A 16,793-nucleotide genomic window follows, 5' to 3' on the forward strand; every position below is an offset into this window, starting at 1 on the left:
GAACCTTGCGTTTGTGGCAGCAAGAGTGTGGAACACATTGCCTGTTGGCAGTTTCCAGATGGTTGATAGAGGATCACGGGCACTCTATTTAGAACCCCTGCTTCCTCAGCCCTATGCACCGCCTCCTCTCTCTGTTTACTCCCCAGAAGCCGACGAGTCCCATTCTCAGGAGCTACGGTCAAGAAGTCTCAGGCATTGCTCCGCCAGTCATTCAGAAAGTAATTGAGTGGTTGGCGCTCAGTCTCATTCAAGCTGGATATTTTGGGAAGGCGCACTTATTTTGGTTGGATGCCGAGGATGACCCAGAGGTCATGAGGCAGCTAAAGCGAGTGGCTCATCAGCAGAAACCTATCTTTTTGTATCGATGTGCAGACCGGGTTCCTTCTCCTCCCCAGGGCTATTATTGGCGAATGATGACAGAGCACCCCTCCCTGCGGGTTTATCAGTTGGAGAGCAAAGAAGCGGATTGAGCGAGGGAGTCGTCGAGATTTCTCAAGTCTTCGAGTTAGCGGTCGGGCTGGACTAGCAATAGGCGGCGATGTCTTCACCACACACGTCAGCCAGATAGCACAGCGCTCTGAATCGTAATCCCACCAGTTGTTCGTAGAACGGGTTCAGTTTACACATCGGGGGAATGTGGAATAAGACCCGACCGAAGCAGTGAATATCTCGTTCAAATGGGCATTGAGAGGGGATGAAGCGACAAAGGAAATGGGCTGTCTTGGCGTTGTGAATCTCGATCGCGTCGAGTTTTTGAGTGAGGGGCTGGAGCCAGGGAACTGCGAATGGGTGAGAAGTGTGGTCTAGCATGGTCAATCTCCTGAGCATCGGGGGGAGCGATCTGGCTTTGTCGGCTGCTACTGATTCATATGGCTGTGTTGAAAAGTTTATGCAACCCAGTTAGGAGGATCATCAGGGCAAACGCATAAAAACTGGACAGGTGACTAGGCAAGCCTTTCAAAGTTAAGTATTTTTGCTTATCAACTTTTGAATCCCTTGCTAGTCGGCGTTCCCGTAGCTTTATTAAACTAAGTGGCTCCTGTGAAGGGGTCACTTAGTTTAATAAAGCTACGGGAATACCATTATCGATAATTAGGGGGTATACTCAGCCGCCTCAGTGACGAAGTGGCTGAGTATACCCGTTTAAGAAGCCAACGAAGCTATCCAATCTAGTAACTGCTGCCGCTCCTTTGTTGACAACTGTTGGATAGTGCGTTTCAGGGTATCCAAAGGAATCAGTGACAGCATTCCAGAATCGGTGTCCTCCTGGCGAGATAGCTCATCTAGGAGCCATTTATCCACAGCCTCCTGAACAATACGTCGTTGTTCCGCTGGCACCCGTTGTTCGTAGGTACGCCGCATCGTCTCGACCGTCATGCCCATCTGTGCGGCCAAAGCTCGAAGCTGATGCTCTGAGAGCCCAACCATAAAAGCCCAAGTGGCCCAGATGTAGCGCATTGTATGCGACGTGATGCGCTTACCGAGATAACTATGAGCAACGTCACCATAAAGGTTGGAAAAATCTCCTTGTCCGTAGGGCTTACCAGTCCCTGGCTGCACAAAAACTACAGTGTGGGTCCAAGTATCTCCTCTCGGTCCAGTGACTTGATGAATCTCAGGCTCAAGCTCCAAAAGTCCTAGAGACTGCCAGACCCCCTTCTGACCATCCCGTATCGGATCACACCATTGGTAGGCGTAAGCAGTCTTGAAGGTTCCTGGAAACCAAGACCCATACAGATAGCGTTCGACATAATCATAAAAACTGGTGCCATCCGAGAATCGGTAGTTGGGCAAAATGCCTGAGAAGCAACCGTGGGCTTGACGGGTTTTGTAATCTTGGACATCAGCCACCCAAATACCCTCAGGATAATGTTTCCCTTGATCAGTGTAAGTTCGGTAAAGATAAATATCGGCTGGGAGCTGGTTAGGTCCGATTTCGCGTGCCCAGTCTGGAGGCAGCGGGTGATACAGCCCATCAGCCGGAACATCATCAGGGCGTTTGACGGGGCAGGAGGTAGAAACTTTGCGATCTCGTAATTCCTGTTGTCTACGAGGGGCTAGAATGATAAGCTCTAGCCAAATTAAAAGATGGGCGATGCTAGCTGTTATTCTCCATCCCGCTCGTCGCCGTCCTGAGGGGTCCCGAACGCGGCATTGGGGAGCTAGTCGCTCGATAAAGTGCTCCCTCAGAAACCTTAGTTCAGTCATGCCTTCCGGCACTTCCGGCCATTTTTTGTCGTAGTCGGAGACATACTTGCGACTAACCGTCCACTCCTTGGCTACTTTCCGGACGACGCGAAGTTCTTCTAAAATCGTTGCAATGATGGGAACCAGGCGCATTTCAGCTTTAGAGTCGGCCTCATCCTTGTAGATAAAGCGTCCGATCGCGTAGAGAGCCACCAATCGTCCGACTTTAGTGCGGGGGCTCCGAGAATTTTGATGCTCCTCTAGAAATTGGAAGTAATGATGAATCAAATCCGTTAAAGTCTGGTTCAGTTTGCGCCATAACCGCTTGCGCTGGGTTGGCGAGAGTTCATCCAGTTCTTCTGCGGTCACGAGAGGGAGCAAACTTTGTAGAGATAATTGCTCTACAGGGACAGGGGGGTCTTGATGATTTGCAAGGTAGCCCAAGAAAAGGGCGGTATCCGCTAGATAAGATTCGATGGACCGAGGTTTCAGTTTTTCTTTAACCTTCAGATGGTACTGAAAAGCTTCGCATTCCGCTTGAAGAGGAGGTGTCATCTCGCTATGGGGCAAGCCGTATTTCTCAGGACGTGGAGCGTCTCGCAAAGGAGTGTTGCTTCGATGCCCAAAGGGGCGCTCCCGAGGAGGACAACATTTATCAGCACGTCTCGGATGCCGTTGGGATTTTTTGGGCCACCAGGATTGCTCTCCTACCCAGCTAATGAATTGATCACCTCGAGCCGCATAGGTGTTGAAGCTAGCTTGCGACGGCTTTTTCTTCCTCAGCGCGGCTCTCAGCATTTCACTCAGCGGCAATTTAGCTAACTGTGCAAAATTGATCTTTTTCACGTAGGTTCTGGCCATCTCTTGATCACGACTGGTCCAGCGTCCATTGGGATTTTCGGGGTTGAAGCCCAATGCCTCTATTAGCGTGCGGAACATTGAGTTAAATTCATTGATGCTATTTTGAGCTGTCTTCTCTGATTTTTTAGCTCGGATATCAGCGATATAAAGTTCGCTAATTTCCAGAAGATTAACGGGATCTTGGTTTTGGTTTGTCATAATAGTGACCTCTTACAGTAAATTAGGAAAAGCAGCCGCTTTGTAGGTCTTGTTGAAGTGCTAGCTCATCTGACACTCCTGATTTGAAAACATCAGAAAAGAGAACAAGTTTTATTATTAAAACAGCTTGGTTTCAATGCATCAAGACAATGTTCTGGAATGTCGTTGCTTTAATAACTGGAAGACTGAAAGCTTTATAAATAAAGGGATAGATGGAGATTTTAAGAGCCTAGAATCAATAGTTATTCTCGCTTTTCTTCAATAAGAATTAGCTCTTAAATAATTCCTAAACTCCTCCTCCATCACCTTTATTAACCAAGTAAAAAGACTGATTTTGTTAAGGTTTGAATGCCTTGATCGGAAATTTGCTCTTGTGGAACTGCTGGAGTATTTGCAAATGCGACTTTTAAGATTCCCCGTCCGATCTGTTCGACAAATTCACTCCTGGATAAGTTAAAGGACTGGCTCAGGGCATCCAAACCTTTCACCCCAGTTGCCGTGATTCCGATCGAATACGGTTTTTTAATCTCGTCGTATAGCTCCGGTCTGCCGCGCATAGATTTTCCTGCTTTCTTGCCTTTTGAAATCGAGGATCTCTTGCCGCTTTCCTGGGCTTTCCGAGTGCAGAGTGTTTTTTTCTGGGTGCTTCGATTAGACTTCATACTTTGTTTCCTTTAAAAATGAAAAAGGAGCCCAATGTAGCAATTGCTGCATTGGGCTCCTTTGGGATCGGAAGCTAAATAAATTTCTGTTTGGCTCTCGCGTAGAGCGAGCACACATTCGGTACCTCTTTCCCCTGTGAAAATCACAGGCTCTTCGTACCTCTCCATGAGTGTAACCTCACTAGCTCGCTTTTGCGCTCCTTGATTAAGAATCTTCCCCAGTGACCTCTGTGCCTCTTCCGAGCAGTGCTAGCGTATCTGCTTTTGCCGCTGCTCATGAATAATGCATGCCAGAGCAACCTATAGGGCAGGCAAGGAACAATGGTACTTGCTGTCCACATTATTGATTAACTTTGCTTCTCTACGAACTTTGCAAAGTTCGTAGAGAAGCTCCACGAAACGTCAGCTTGTCAGAAAATTTACTGAAATGCCTTTGCAGCAGGCTCTTTCAACAAAAAAGTTACATATAAGCAGATGATCTTATATATGACCTTTTTTCCCTTCTGGTCACCTATATAAATAAACATCGTGATAACTCTTTTCTAGGAGCCATGTCACATAAGCGAGTCGGAGGAAGTGATTGCAGGCCTCAGCGAAGCTTGTCTACTCCTGGCATCAGAGCAAACCTTAAGGGAATCTTTGGTTCTGACTCAGGAGATCGCCCTCTTTAACGCTTCGATCGGGATGTGCTTTTCCATCAGCTGGCGAATGTCATCCGACTTGCAGCCCTCCCACATCGCCCGAATACTTTCCAGCGAGTCCTGTGAGAACCAATCAGTCGAGATTTGAAAGTTTGTAGTCACTATTTTAGAAGGGGATTCTGCTTCCTTAAACTGCTGACTACTTGCGCTGATTTGCTCTGCCCACTTGGTTTCTAGGGCTTTGATGATGTCGTCAGAGATAGCTTGATTCAGGGGCACCGCTTTGTAGATCCGGGTCTGCTCACCTCGGCCTCCTTCCCGCCTCAAAACGACTTGCTTATAGCCCAGTTTCTTCAGCAGCTTGCCCGCGATTTCGATGCCCGTCTGATTTTCGTTGACGTTCAGACCCAGGTACCGCTGAATCTCACCTCGATTCTTGAGAGCCTCCCCTTTGAACGTGACGATCCCCTCGTCGGTCTCTCGATACTCGTCACACGTCATCAGTGCCTTGATCCCTATGATTAGCAAAATCTCCACCGCAGATCGCTTGTGAGACAGTCTCCATGTTGCCACAAACGGCTTGTCGAGTTGCCCTTTGAAGGATTGACGATCCAGATAGGTGGCAATCTCAGGATGCTGGGTCAGGAACAGTAGGGTCGTGGCTCGTTTCAGGGCTCCGTTATGGTTGATGACCGCTTCCAGCACAAACTCAGGGGTGAGGTTGATCCCTGGTAATTCATCCAACAGCAAGACTTTGTGCGCTTTGCAGCGGTCTGCATAGAGAGACTCGTTGGAGTTGAGAATCCGTCGTGCCGTCTCAACGTCTAGCCCTGTGATGTCTGCGGTGGCTCGGTCGGTTGCTCTCCCGCAGCGGATAGCGGCCTTGGCGTCTGCAAGCTGCTTCCGTTCGGGGTCGTTTCTCTCCCAGCCTTCGTTAAGGGTGACGTGATGCCCCTTCGATTCCAGGGTTGCTGTCAAGCTCTTCAGCAACTGGCCCTTTGAGCCGTTCTGCCGAGCTTTGAAGGTGGCAGCATGATGCGCCCAAAATAGCGCAGGTGAATTGGCTTCAGCCTTTCTCCAGTCCTCGATCGCATCCAGACGTTTTTTGGTAGGTTCCACCTCGTCCCATGTGTCCAACCCTTCTTTGAGGAAGGTCTCGACTTGGGAGCGCATGAGGGTGGTTCGGGCCTTGAGGCTCCACTCCTTCAGCAGTTGAGCAGGTCGCAATCCCCGATCCCCGCCCTCAGCGGGTGCAAACGTCGCGCAGTAGATCTCTCTGGGCACGGGCAGGCGATACCGATTCAGCAGTTGATTTTGTAGCCGCGCTTCTAGGTGAGTCGCATAGTGCAGGTTGAGGTCAAAATGCTCAATTGTGATGTCAACCCCGCTTTGCACCGTGGGCGTCAGAATCAGTAAATCAGGCTGATGAGCGGCAATGTGGGCATTGGGGTCCAGCCGAAACGCAGCGATCTTCGGGTCCTCGATAGTTAGAGCATCCACGCGCACTACGGTGTAGTCCGAGCGAAACAGTCGGTCTAACGCCTCTCCTTGAATCTGGGAATCAGTGGTCAACACCACCTTCTGACTCGCGGCGAGCAGGGCTCTTAATCGAGCCACAAATCCGCTTGGGCTGCCTGCCCCGATCGTCACGTCCCAAGGTTGGGACGAGTGATGATTCACCACGAGCCGAACGGGATAGCGATCGTCCGTGGCCTCTTTGAGGAAGCGGACGGACAGATCGGTGAGGGAATCCTCCATCAACAGAATTGAGCCGCGACGCTCCATCGCCGTGTTGAGAACAGCTTTAAAGTGTTCTAACGCTTGATTCTGCTTGTTGCCTAAAGTACCGCCCTCTAAGGCTTGCTGGAGCGTGGCTTCGCCTTCATCCAGGATGATCAAAGTATGCTCTGGCAACCAATCGAGATTGATTCTATGCAGGGAGTCTAGGCAAAGCGCGATCGCGCGTTCTTGTTGGAGGGCAAACCGTAAGCCGTTGGGATACCAGCGATCTAGTTCTTGGATATGAGAAATCCCTGTTTTTTGCCCCGTCTGCATTAAGAGGGCGTTGCGTCCGCCGATCATCAGAATGAGGCTGTCTGGATACTGCGATCGCCAATTGGTGACGAATCCCTTGAGTTGGGTCGTCTTCCCGGTGTTGCAAGCGCTGGAGATGGCCAGAATTTCGCCTGGTTTGGGTGCCTTGATGCCGCTTAGATAGCGTTGATTGAGTTCCTGGCGGATAGGATGGGTGAGGCTGTTGAGTTCTTTCTGAATCCGCTCCGTTTCGGCTCTGTAGGCTGCTTGACGAGCGAGCGCTTCAAACTCTGCCCAAGTTAGCAGTTGGGCTGAGGCCAGTTCAGCCTCGCTGGCCTCATCAATGTCATTGTCTTGTTTGGTGACTTGACCCCACCACAGGAATTTAGTCTCTGGGAACTGCTGTGCCGTCCGTTTGTGCCGTGCCATGACGTGCGGGTTGAGCACATCCCCCGCGTCTGGAATGGCGACAAGGGGTAAGCCGGGATACGCGGCGATCACGGCTTTGAGCTGAATCGGGGAGGCCAGATGATTCCCACCCGCCGAGCCGACAGCGATCCCGTTCAACCGCTGGGCCGTCAACAGGGGCTTCACGCCCGTGCCCTCGACGAAGGTGATCATCGTCGGTTGGGCAGTTGGGTAAACCGCGAGCGGCATTTCATCGGTGCCGGGGAACTGCTTGCCGCCGGATAGGTTGTGCCAGCGATAGCGGCCCCCCTCGCCCGGATCAGCGTAGCGCCACTGGGCCCCAACATATTTGCCCTCTAATCCCTTAAATGGGATGGCATAGCCAAAGTCACAAGATAGAGCGATCGACAGATCCGTAATGCCTCTGCGCTGCAAGTCAGCGCGGTCTCGGGCATTGAGGGAACCGTTCGCCAGCCAGTTCCGGTAGAAGCGATCTCGCTCCTTCAGGCTCATCGTTTGGGGCACTGCGACGGGTCTCTCATCCCGCTGGCGATACTGCCACGCGTCGCGATCAACCGGTGAGTTGGTCTCGGGTGCAAATTGCGTCCACAGTCCATCTTTGGTGGAGCCGAACGCTTTCCAGCCGGAGGCAAAGTCAGCGGTCATGCAAAGGACTAACGGCTTATCGTCAAAGGTTCTGCACTTGCCTTTCACGTCCCCGCAGATGGGACACGAATTTGATCGAGTGGTGGGTCTAGGTTTGAAGGCTGTGGAGGTCATGATGGAACCCCCTTCAGCGTCCACTGAACAATCCTCAGAATTGTGGGTTGATCAGCATCACCTTGAAGCAATGGCAGCCGCGATTCGGCATGGTCTAAGTCGAATTGGAGGCTGAGGGCAATGGGATTCATACGCCACCTCCCCAACTTTGAAGCGGTGGGTGAGACGGTCAGCAGACGATGGGAGGAATTGCAGGTCGCTTTGGGAAGACCCTCAGACCGATCTGTTTGAGGGAGATGGATATAAGTCAGCATGGTTCTCTGTCCAAATAGGGTGTGGGAGGACAGAGAGCAAGGACGGAGAGAGGAGAATCGAGATGCGAGCCGTCAGGTTAAGGCGGCGGAATCAATGCATTAATGCACACGAACACTCTCCGGAACAGTCCATCGCTCTCTGTTCCAAACAGGCAGCGACGGGAGGGAGAACCATGCGGAGAATCTTAAAAATGCCCAGCAAACACTATTGCCATTGGAGACAAATGAGGCATAATAAACACATGGCACTGTCAGGAACCTAACTATCAGCCCGTTCAAAGCAGTCAAGTTAGCGTCCCCGCCCTCCCGTTATTAAAGTGGATATTTGAGCCTTCAAAGCCCTCTCTGTTTCAGCAGTGGGGGTTTTTGGCATCTAGGGTGACTAGAACATGATGGGAACCTCTCGGATTGCAAGGGTGGAAACTGGGCATGTCATGGTGGATCGCTCACGTTTCTGAAGTGAGATTAAGTGTATCAGGACATTTTCTCTGATCTGCACTCGATCCATGACAAATTCTTCTGTAAATGGGTTTGAGGAGTCAGGTCACGTCCTAGTCCGTTCAGCTCCTAAAGATATCGGCACCCGTGAAGTGAGTGGATTCGAGAAGTTCTCACTCATCTGCCAGCCCTCAAAATTTGTTCAGCCGTCAGTTTCAAGTCTGGAAACGTGGGAGAGACAACTCTATCGCTACCTCGAAACTCTCTAGACTGATAAGCTCCATCCTTCAGAGTCAGGATAAGTACCACCTTTCTTCCTTTATCTGGATCAACCTGCCAGAATTCAGGAATGCCCCGGGCTGCATACTCTTTTGGCTTCTCAACATAGTCGCGATCGTGGTTTCTGCTTCCAGGCTTTCCCGGTGAGACGACTTCGACGACGAGCAAGGGGACGGGCATACCAAGGCGAATGAATTTTTCACCCGATAGTACGGCCCTGACTGACTCTTCTGTATGAACGATGAGATCTGGCTGTCGTGCTGTCACTTCAGCAGAATTCACTTCAATCTGATGACCGATAGCAAAGCGATGTGGAGGAATGCCCATCGCTGAAAATGCGAACGCGAGAAACATTGCGATCGTGGGGGTGATTGGATCTTCAGAAGGCAAAGCGATTAACTCCCCATTAACCAATTCGTAACGGGTGTCGGTGCCGTCGTCATAGTCGAGATATTCATCAATCGTTCTGAATCGTGGTTTGGCTTGGGTCATGACGCGCTTTCCTACCCCGCTACAGCAGGTTCTTTAGGCTTCTTTTCAAAGACTTGTATGTTTGGCTCTGCCAGCACAAACCCCTTTTCTGTCGGCTGCCCCATCTTCCCAGCGACGGCAGCAACCCACATGGGAAAGTTTGCTTGAGCATCCTCTAGCTTCTTAAACATTTTGGGTTTGAGGGTGACAGAGATGATTTGACCATCACAGTCAATCTCAAATGATTTCCAGCCATTCTCAACAGTGGCTGCGTTTGGCAGTTCGCTAATTTTGATGGTGAGTTCAAGTTTTCCACTGACTGTCATTGGTGGTTGCCCTCTTCTTTCTGTCTATAAATTTCTTGATCAACGAATCAGCGACCTCTATCGAGCAGAGAAATCAGTTGCGCGATGTTTGCCGTTTGAGCAGCAACGATCGCTGTTTGCTCTCTGAATGCCGCCACCTGTTCCCTAACGGTCGTCTCTTGTAACTCTGCCAGTCGTGCGATCGACTGATTTTGCTCTCTTGCAATATCGGCTTGCTCTCGCAGCATTAGCTTAATCTCAGTCATACCTTCAGACAAAATGCCTACCTGATGGATGAGCGTCTGTAAGTTGCTGTTTGCTGCCAGCAGTGGGTCTTGAGTCATTGCGTCCTACTACCTCCTCTCGTTTCTCCTAGCAGTTCTTCCGTATCAGGGATCAGGTTTGCATTCTTGCAGGCTTGAAAAAGCAATCTTTCTACAAACTGGTTCTCGCTGCGACCGTCCTGTCTGGCTAATTCCCCTATCTTCTCGATGACCAAGGGGTCAAGAAGATAAGTTTTACGTTTGCGTTTGCGTTCACTTTCACCCGACATAAGACAGATCGCATTTGCTAAAGCTTGCATCCAATAATCTCCTATTTTCAAACCTTCGATCGCTTTGCGCTCAATCATTTGGACAGAATAGCTCAATGAACACTCACTTTGAGTACAGTTTAGTTAATACATCCGTTCAGATAATAAAGTTAAGCTGAACTCAATAAACACTCGTTTTGAGTTCAATCAAGCTAAATTAATCATGTCGAGTTCAAAAACGCCTCATGCCTCACTCAAGCCACCGATTACAGACCGCCCTCGACTGCCTCAACAATTTGATTGAGCAAGGCTGTGAGTTTCCTGAAACGGTAGACAAGACCTTAGAAGCGCTGGCAGTCAATCGAGATGAGTTGGTTGCTGAATACGACTCACAGCCCGTCTAGCAAATAGCCTACGGCAGCTTATGGCAGCCTACGGGAGCCTAACCACTTCAAACACTTCAAACATTTATCCAATCTACCTTTGAGGCGATTCTCATGAATTTAGAAGCATCCACCGCTCCAAAATCACTGGCTACCGTAGACTATGCCAACCTCCTACAGCCTATGGGTGTAGACATTGGCAATGGGCAGCTAAAGCTCGTGACCACAAACGGTGAAACTCGCACTGAGAGCTATAGCTACCGCCACATAGGTTAGGACAGGGACATTTTTGGCAGTACGCGAAGCACACTACCAAAAATGTCCTAAGCAAAGTGGCGATGGCTATACGTTCACTATCTCATCGAGCGCTCAACTGACACCGTGAAGGGCTATGTCGAATACCAAGACGGAGATCGTTCTGACCTGATCGGCAAACAGTGGATCGGGGGACTGAACGCTTACTACAACGGACTCAACTCAATCTATCGGGTCACAGACGATAAGCAGGGTAAACCTCAACTGGGGCTGCAAATCTTCCTCTCTGCCCTGTCAGAGTTTCCCCATCGGGACGTGTGGAACGTTGCCTTAGCGGTTTCGGTTCACGACTCTAAAACGCTTGGCTCTGCCTTAAAGAGAGCGCTGGAAGGCTCTCACGGGGTACGCATCCGTAACAAAACAACCCGCGTCAATATCAAAGTTGTCGCTGGTCTGGAAGAGGGAACAGGGGCAATCATCACCTACCAGAAGCAGGCAGACACCACGAACGCCATTCTTTATGACCTGGGCAATGGAACGCTCATCGTCTCCAGCTTCAATGGCATGAAGATGACCGATCGCAAGTACAGCCAGAACGGAGGGGTTGAGAAGCTGTTTGACCAAATCGCGACTCATGACGCAATCCGCGAAAAGCTTTTGAAGGAAGGAGATCGTCACCTCATTCGTAAGGGCATTGAAGCCCAAACCTTCACCTATGGCACTCAATACCCCGACTGGAACTTTGAAGCCGTCTACCGTGAAGAGTTGCCCCGATGGGTGAAAGATGTTCTCTCTCCTACCGTTCGTCCTTGGGACGATCGCAGAGATTCAGCGACGGCGCTGATTGCCGTGGGAGGAGGTGCCGAACTACCGGGGATTGAGCCACTGCTGTCTAAAAAGAACATCAAGGTTCTGAGTGACCCTCTTTGGGCAAATGCCAGAGGACTCTACACGCTGGCAACTCGTAAAGTTACCGCACTGGAGGCACGGTGAAGCAGCTTAGGGCCACGATTCCGACTCACTTACAAGCTGCCTTTTTGGAAATAGGCAAACAGCTAAACACAACCGATCCGACCGTCATCAACACTCACCTCTTGAGTTGCTATTTCACGGGCGATAGGTCTGACTCTCCCCAAGAAACGCAATCAATCCAAACAGTAGACGGCTTTGATGATTTAGCTGACTGGACAGATGAGGAGATCTAACAATCCAAAGCCGAACGCTACGCGCCAGAGAGTGTTCTCTGTTCCTACCACAGATGAGCGAACGCTATGCGCCACGGAGTGTTCGGCACTCTCAAACAACTGTCAACACAATCATTTGGAGATTCATCAATGATGACGAGTCAAAATTCACTCCTGACCTATCACGAACCAAACGCCGAACGCTACGCGCCAGAGAGTGTTCTCTGTTCCTACCACAGATGAGCGAACGCTATGCGCCACAGAGTGTTCGGCACTCTCAAACAACTGTCAACACAATCATTTGGAGATTCATCAATGATGACGAGTCAAAATTCACTCCTGACCTATCACGATGGCAGGCTTGCTCAGATTGCAGCCATCTATGGTGACTCCCTAGAATCGCTCTGTCTGATTGAGAAGTTCTCCATTCTCACGGATATTGCTGCCTGGGGTGATCAGTGCTGTGGTCACTATGAGAAGGAGTGGTCCAGCTTTGGTGAGTTCATGGCAGAACATGGCGAAACCTCAAAAGACTATGACGCGCACGGGTTGCTCACCCATCCCGATTGTGACTGGACAAACCCGATTCACTCAATGCCGCTGGTCATTGCAATCTGCCATCAGATTGCCGAAGGGATTCATCTGCCAGAGGGCGCGGAATGAATCACGAACGCTGCAACGCTGACCGCATTGGCTTCTTTCTAGTGGGGTGTGCTCTCGGAGTTGCAATTTCAACCGCCATTCAAATCACACAAGTCTCTGTCTGTGAGGCAAAGGGCGGTACGGCAACCGTAGTCGATCACCAAGTGGTTTGTGCAGGAGGCTGAGATGAATCAACCCTTCGTGATTAACAAGCGGTTCGCGGTGCGGATGACCTTTGTGTTTGCTCTTTTGATCGGTGCCACCGTCCATCAGACCTCGCTCCAGAGATGGCAGTCTGACCTTGCCGCATCTCAGGCAAAAGCCAACGCAGCCAAAAACAGTGAGGCTAGAGCGCGAGCGCGATCGAAGTCCATTAGCTCAGAGTCAAAGATTGCCCTCGATCGCGCTCGTGAAGGGTGTCAGTCGATCGTGCTCACTGCCAATAACAAACCCGCTCGGTTTCAAAAAAACTTGCGTGTGTTTGACGCTCAAACCTTTCCCGCTAACCCGAAGACCCCGCGCTTTGACAGAGACGGCAACCCCATCAACGGGGTTCAACCGCAGCCAGAAGGTCTGACCATCTGTAACGAATTTGGCGACAGCGCGATCGTGGGTTTTGAGGGTGCCGTTACCGACATCAAGCGAGTCGCACCCGCTCAACTGCCTGAGTTTCTCAAGTCCTTTAACCCCCAAGAACATCATGAAAGACGCTAAAAGCAAACGCTCAAACCTTCGCTACTTGTCCTATTTCATCTACTTTGTGTGCGGCATGCTCATCATCTATTCAGTCGTGCCCTGGCAAGCAGCCGGCACCGCGATCGGAACCGCGATCGTCACTCTGCCATTAATCAAACAGCTTCAGACGGTTCCACTTCTAGGCTTAGTCGTCAGCTTGATTGCCTGGATTCTGCCTAACCTGATGTCAGTGCTGTTATGGGCACTCACCCAACTGATTGAGATTACGCCTGTTTTGCTGCATGACACTGAAATCTACGATGCTGTAGTGAGGCAGTTACGGACTCAGCAAGCCGCTCAACCGACTGACAACGAAGACGTTGCCAAGTTTCAAAAGAAGATTTCTCACTATCTGATTGAGATCTTCAAAAACATCGGGCTGTATGCAGCGATGGCATACGTCGCAGAAGTGATCGTCAACGTCTGGTATTACTTGCCCTACGGGAACGGCTGGGATGACTTTGTTAGAGACTTTGCCGTGTGGGATGCCAGTTTGATCAAGTGGGGAGACTTCTTCTTGATGCTGGGTTCGATCGGCATCGTTGAGATTTTGGTGCTGTTCATGCTGAATGTTCACCGTCTCTTCAAAGCGATATCCCCTCGCACCGAACGCAACGCCTAATCAGCTAGAGGCAGAAGTATCAACGCTTCTGCCTTTTTTCAGGGTCTACTCAACTGAGATTTCAGCCATGTCTAAGGTCATCAAACAAGTCTCTCCCCAAGAACTGCAAGCGTGGGATCTGTCCCCAGATAGCAAGATTAGTTACTACGATGGAAAGCTTCTAATTGTGAGTGATGCCGATGAAGAAGCGCCATTTGGCATTGCCGCGAAAGCGGGCATTTCTGCATTGTTTGGCATTGCAGTCTTTACCCACGCTCCCTTAGTCGGGGTGGTTTGCGCTGCCTATGCCGCCTATAAAGTAACTGAAACGGTTCGCGGTTTGTATGGCGGTGACAACGCTTTAACGAGCCGATTAGAGCAGGATTTAGGCATCGTTGCGGAACCAGTACCCGCAAGGGCACCTGACCCAGTGGAGGCTACTAATTCAGGTACAGTCATCGCCACATCTTCACCCATCGGAACGGCTACGAAATTAGGTGCTGTGAAGGTGCCTGCGACGGTAAGCAAAGACTCTATCGCGTGTGGTCAGTGCGTTCACTTTCAAAAGGCAGCATTTGAAGGTGACGACGGTCAGTGTTTGGCTTATAGGGATCACGCTAAATCCGACGATCCGATCGCTGCGAAATGCAAAGCTTTCAAGGTGCCAGCTTCCCCGGCGGCTCAGTTGCCCGCAAACAAGACTGAACTGCTAGACCGCCTCAAGGTTGAGTGTTCCGCCCTTCTAAGACTGGTGAAGTCTCAACCCATTCGAGCGGTCGGAACCCAGAGAACAGGCAAAACCACGCTGGTTAAGAAGTTGGCTCTGTTGCGGCTGCTCTTTCTGCCAAGTCATAAAGTCATTGCTTCAACTCCCCACGATGAGCCTGAGAATCGCTATCCCTCAATGTTTCAAGTTGTGGGAGTCAAAGGAGGTAAGCGAGATTACCCCGCGATCGCCAGGGCGTGGGAGGCAATGTCAGAGCGAATTGAGAATGGCGATCGCTCATCTATCACGACGGTTTGGGACGAGTTCGGGCTGTTCAACAAAGTGATGGAGGAAGAGACATTAACAAGCGTTCTCACCTCCAGTTTGAGAGAAGCCACCAAACACGGTGAGTTTCCGGTGTTTATCGTGCATGGGGAAACTCAGGCATTCTTACCAGGCTCTAGAGGGTTGGTGACGGTCTTTCTCAGTTCAACGGTCAGAGTCGAGACGATCGGAGAATTGGTGACGGGCGCTGATGGGTTAGACGAGATGCGACCCACTGGGAAATTTAGGGTTCAATGGCTCGACGGCACTAAAGAAGAGGGGCAGATTCCTAAGTGGTTGAGTGAGGAGTTTTTAATCTCACTCTTGCCCGACTCAGTGGTTACGAACAGTCAGCCAGAAACCTATCCAGAGAAACCTGCTGAAAGCCTCATTCAAACTGATGAGCCTGAAGACGATGCGCCTGAGATTGGTTTGAATCATCCCAGTGTTGAAGAGGTCAAAGCTCAGAAGAAGGAACTGTTTGAATTAGGGCAGGCGATTCTAGAACTCCTTCAGAAGAACCCTGATAAGTCTTATGGCGATGAGGCGATCAGAACTCACAGATTCATCCGAGAGACGCTTGGTAAAGCACCCGCGATCGGAGACATCAGGCAGAGTATCAACATTATCTCTAAGACTCCTTTTGTTCGCACCGTCGATGAAGGAAGAATCCAATGGAATCAGCCTACCTAATTCTCTTGAGAGTATCCATTCTCCTAATAGTTTCTCTCTCTGGCACGATTTGGCACGGCACGGCACGATTTCACGGTACGGAGAGCGGCACGGACGGAATATCAATACGTGCCGCCATCGTGCCAAATCGTGCCAGATGAATCGTGCCAAATCGTGCCGCCCAGTTGTGCCAAATCGTGCCGCTCTACAAATCAATTAATTTTTATTAGGTAAAGGTGTCTATCAATGTCTGAGTTTCAAGAGGATGTCCTGGCGATTACCTGGCATAAGATTAAATCCACTCGCACCCATATTTTGTGTGTCTGTCGGTTGCCACAAGAGGTGATAGATAGATGACTCCTAGAAATCTCCCTATGCCGCTCCAGAGAGATTGCTCTCATTGCCAGCTTAGATTTAGATCAAGTCGGCAACCTACATCCAAACCAGCTAGTTCCACTGTTGCAGTCTATTTTCCCAGGTGTGCGTGCCAATGCTCTGAGTGCGATCGCTCACCTTTCAACCAGTGAGAATTCTTTGACACATGACGACCTCACGACCCTCTGCCAACTTCTATTCCAGGAAGAGAATCAAAACGTAGCACGGCTTTGGTGTAACTTAATTTCTCAATGGGTGAGGCAGCATCAGTGCGTTCCTCCGATCGTGCTAGATCTCCTCACTGAGATTCCCTCTCGCCTATCAGCGCAGCACTTGTTTGAAGGCGGCACTGCCCGTGCCATGATGGATGCTTTAAAGGCGATCGCCCAATCTGAGGCTCAATCTTTAGATTCAGCAGCACTGAGCCAAGTGGTCAGAAAGCTCCTGCTCTCGATTCACATCGTTCAGGTTAGAAATAGTGAGTCGGAAATGATCGATTTGCTGAGTGCCATGAATCGTCTCGATCGACAGCTTTTATCAATCCTGATTCACGAAGATTGTCCTTTAATAGCTAGGCACGGTTGGGTTCGGAATATTTTTGCGGTGGTCAAGACCATTCGACGAGTTGAGGGTCAACGCTCAGAGCTTTTGAACAATATTTTGGCGGCTGACTGGTGTACGCCCGAAATCAGGAGCGTCATCTTGGAAGTCCGAGGAGGCTAGGCAAAATTAGACAGTCTTCACCAGCTTAATTTTTCCTACTTTTAATGAAGTGTGTATAATTTCGTAAGAGCCTCCGGAAAATACGGAGGTGCTTGTGAAGTGTTTAGGATCGTGGATTAAATTAAGAGCCGGATTTGACCTCG

The 16,793-nt window shown here is 50.2% G+C and carries 21 protein-coding genes; 13 read left to right on the forward strand and 8 right to left on the reverse strand.

Annotated features, from left to right (window positions below; translation table 11 throughout):
* Window positions 1-113: 113 nt before the first annotated feature.
* Window positions 114-470 (forward strand): hypothetical protein, encoded by a 357-nt coding sequence (locus tag A8707_RS20550; protein WP_068819080.1) that lies wholly within the window; start codon window positions 114-116, stop codon window positions 468-470.
* A gap of 52 nt (window positions 471-522) precedes the next feature.
* Here the strand turns inward: A8707_RS20550 and A8707_RS27100 are convergent, their stop codons facing one another.
* The 4 genes from A8707_RS27100 to A8707_RS20565 all read right to left on the reverse strand — a co-directional run bounded on the left by A8707_RS27100 (window position 523) and on the right by A8707_RS20565 (window position 7,657).
* Window positions 523-810: a Mo-dependent nitrogenase C-terminal domain-containing protein gene (locus A8707_RS27100; protein ID WP_074382546.1), complete on the reverse strand. Its 288-nt coding sequence runs from the start codon at window positions 808-810 to the stop codon at window positions 523-525.
* 333 nt (window positions 811-1,143) lie between these two features.
* The gene (locus A8707_RS20555) at window positions 1,144-3,246 is read right to left on the reverse strand and encodes a hypothetical protein (protein WP_068819081.1); all 2,103 of its coding nucleotides are present in this window, start codon (window positions 3,244-3,246) and stop codon (window positions 1,144-1,146) included.
* Window positions 3,247-3,557: 311 nt separating this feature from the next.
* The gene (locus A8707_RS29250; RefSeq protein ID WP_068819082.1) at window positions 3,558-3,908 is read right to left on the reverse strand and encodes a hypothetical protein; all 351 of its coding nucleotides are present in this window, start codon (window positions 3,906-3,908) and stop codon (window positions 3,558-3,560) included.
* Window positions 3,909-4,558: 650 nt separating this feature from the next.
* Window positions 4,559-7,657: a plasmid replication protein, CyRepA1 family gene (locus tag A8707_RS20565; RefSeq protein ID WP_068819083.1), complete on the reverse strand. Its 3,099-nt coding sequence runs from the start codon at window positions 7,655-7,657 to the stop codon at window positions 4,559-4,561.
* A gap of 58 nt (window positions 7,658-7,715) precedes the next feature.
* Here A8707_RS20565 and A8707_RS28475 point away from each other — a divergent pair, with 58 nt between their 5' ends.
* Window positions 7,716-7,886 carry a hypothetical protein gene (locus A8707_RS28475; RefSeq protein ID WP_156518776.1) on the forward strand — a complete coding sequence of 57 codons (171 nt, stop codon included), beginning with the start codon at window positions 7,716-7,718 and terminating at the stop codon, window positions 7,884-7,886.
* Between the two features lie 754 nt (window positions 7,887-8,640).
* Here A8707_RS28475 and A8707_RS20570 read toward each other — a convergent pair.
* The 4 genes from A8707_RS20570 to A8707_RS20585 are packed head-to-tail and all read right to left on the reverse strand — an operon-like array spanning window position 8,641 to window position 10,149.
* Complete coding sequence (locus tag A8707_RS20570; protein WP_068819084.1) at window positions 8,641-9,234, reverse strand: Uma2 family endonuclease; 594 nt, start codon at window positions 9,232-9,234, stop codon at window positions 8,641-8,643.
* A gap of 11 nt (window positions 9,235-9,245) precedes the next feature.
* A complete protein-coding gene (locus A8707_RS20575; protein ID WP_068819085.1) occupies window positions 9,246-9,539 on the reverse strand; it encodes a fertility inhibition FinO-like protein in 294 nt (97 codons plus the stop codon).
* 47 nt (window positions 9,540-9,586) lie between these two features.
* Window positions 9,587-9,862, reverse strand: a complete 276-nt coding sequence (locus A8707_RS20580; protein ID WP_068819086.1) for a hypothetical protein — start codon at window positions 9,860-9,862, stop codon at window positions 9,587-9,589.
* Window positions 9,859-10,149, reverse strand: coding sequence for a hypothetical protein (locus A8707_RS20585; RefSeq protein ID WP_068819087.1), 291 nt, complete (start codon window positions 10,147-10,149; stop codon window positions 9,859-9,861). Before A8707_RS20585 ends, A8707_RS20580 begins: the two co-directional genes overlap by 4 nt.
* A 146-nt stretch (window positions 10,150-10,295) precedes the next feature.
* Here A8707_RS20585 and A8707_RS28480 point away from each other — a divergent pair, with 146 nt between their 5' ends.
* The 11 genes from A8707_RS28480 (at window position 10,296) to A8707_RS20620 (ending at window position 16,650) form a co-directional block, all read left to right on the forward strand.
* Complete coding sequence (locus A8707_RS28480; RefSeq protein ID WP_156518778.1) at window positions 10,296-10,454, forward strand: hypothetical protein; 159 nt, start codon at window positions 10,296-10,298, stop codon at window positions 10,452-10,454.
* 93 nt (window positions 10,455-10,547) lie between these two features.
* Window positions 10,548-10,709, forward strand: a complete 162-nt coding sequence (locus A8707_RS28485) for a hypothetical protein (protein ID WP_156518780.1) — start codon at window positions 10,548-10,550, stop codon at window positions 10,707-10,709.
* A gap of 105 nt (window positions 10,710-10,814) precedes the next feature.
* On the forward strand, window positions 10,815-11,681 hold the full coding sequence (locus A8707_RS20590; protein ID WP_068819088.1) for a ParM/StbA family protein: 867 nt from the start codon (window positions 10,815-10,817) through the stop codon (window positions 11,679-11,681).
* The gene (locus tag A8707_RS20595; RefSeq protein WP_068819089.1) at window positions 11,678-11,893 is read left to right on the forward strand and encodes a hypothetical protein; all 216 of its coding nucleotides are present in this window, start codon (window positions 11,678-11,680) and stop codon (window positions 11,891-11,893) included. The genes A8707_RS20590 and A8707_RS20595 overlap by 4 nt, the downstream gene beginning before the upstream one ends.
* A gap of 294 nt (window positions 11,894-12,187) precedes the next feature.
* Window positions 12,188-12,535, forward strand: a complete 348-nt coding sequence (locus A8707_RS20600) for a hypothetical protein (protein ID WP_156518781.1) — start codon at window positions 12,188-12,190, stop codon at window positions 12,533-12,535.
* Window positions 12,532-12,699, forward strand: a complete 168-nt coding sequence (locus A8707_RS28490) for a hypothetical protein (RefSeq protein ID WP_156518783.1) — start codon at window positions 12,532-12,534, stop codon at window positions 12,697-12,699. The genes A8707_RS20600 and A8707_RS28490 overlap by 4 nt, the downstream gene beginning before the upstream one ends.
* A 1-nt stretch (window position 12,700) precedes the next feature.
* Window positions 12,701-13,228, forward strand: a complete 528-nt coding sequence (locus A8707_RS20605) for a hypothetical protein (protein ID WP_068819091.1) — start codon at window positions 12,701-12,703, stop codon at window positions 13,226-13,228.
* Window positions 13,215-13,871 (forward strand): hypothetical protein, encoded by a 657-nt coding sequence (locus A8707_RS20610; protein WP_068819092.1) that lies wholly within the window; start codon window positions 13,215-13,217, stop codon window positions 13,869-13,871. The genes A8707_RS20605 and A8707_RS20610 overlap by 14 nt, the downstream gene beginning before the upstream one ends.
* 67 nt (window positions 13,872-13,938) lie before the next feature.
* Window positions 13,939-15,573, forward strand: coding sequence for a hypothetical protein (locus A8707_RS20615; protein WP_068819093.1), 1,635 nt, complete (start codon window positions 13,939-13,941; stop codon window positions 15,571-15,573).
* The gene (locus A8707_RS28495; RefSeq protein WP_156518785.1) at window positions 15,539-15,772 is read left to right on the forward strand and encodes a hypothetical protein; all 234 of its coding nucleotides are present in this window, start codon (window positions 15,539-15,541) and stop codon (window positions 15,770-15,772) included. The genes A8707_RS20615 and A8707_RS28495 overlap by 35 nt, the downstream gene beginning before the upstream one ends.
* Window positions 15,773-16,011: 239 nt before the next feature.
* Window positions 16,012-16,650, forward strand: a complete 639-nt coding sequence (locus A8707_RS20620; protein ID WP_156518787.1) for a hypothetical protein — start codon at window positions 16,012-16,014, stop codon at window positions 16,648-16,650.
* The last annotated feature ends 143 nt before the right edge of the window (window positions 16,651-16,793 follow it).

Origin of the sequence: Phormidesmis priestleyi BC1401, from assembly GCF_001650195.1 — a bacterium.
Taxonomy (GTDB): Bacteria; Cyanobacteriota; Cyanobacteriia; order Leptolyngbyales; family Leptolyngbyaceae; genus Phormidesmis_A; species Phormidesmis_A priestleyi_B.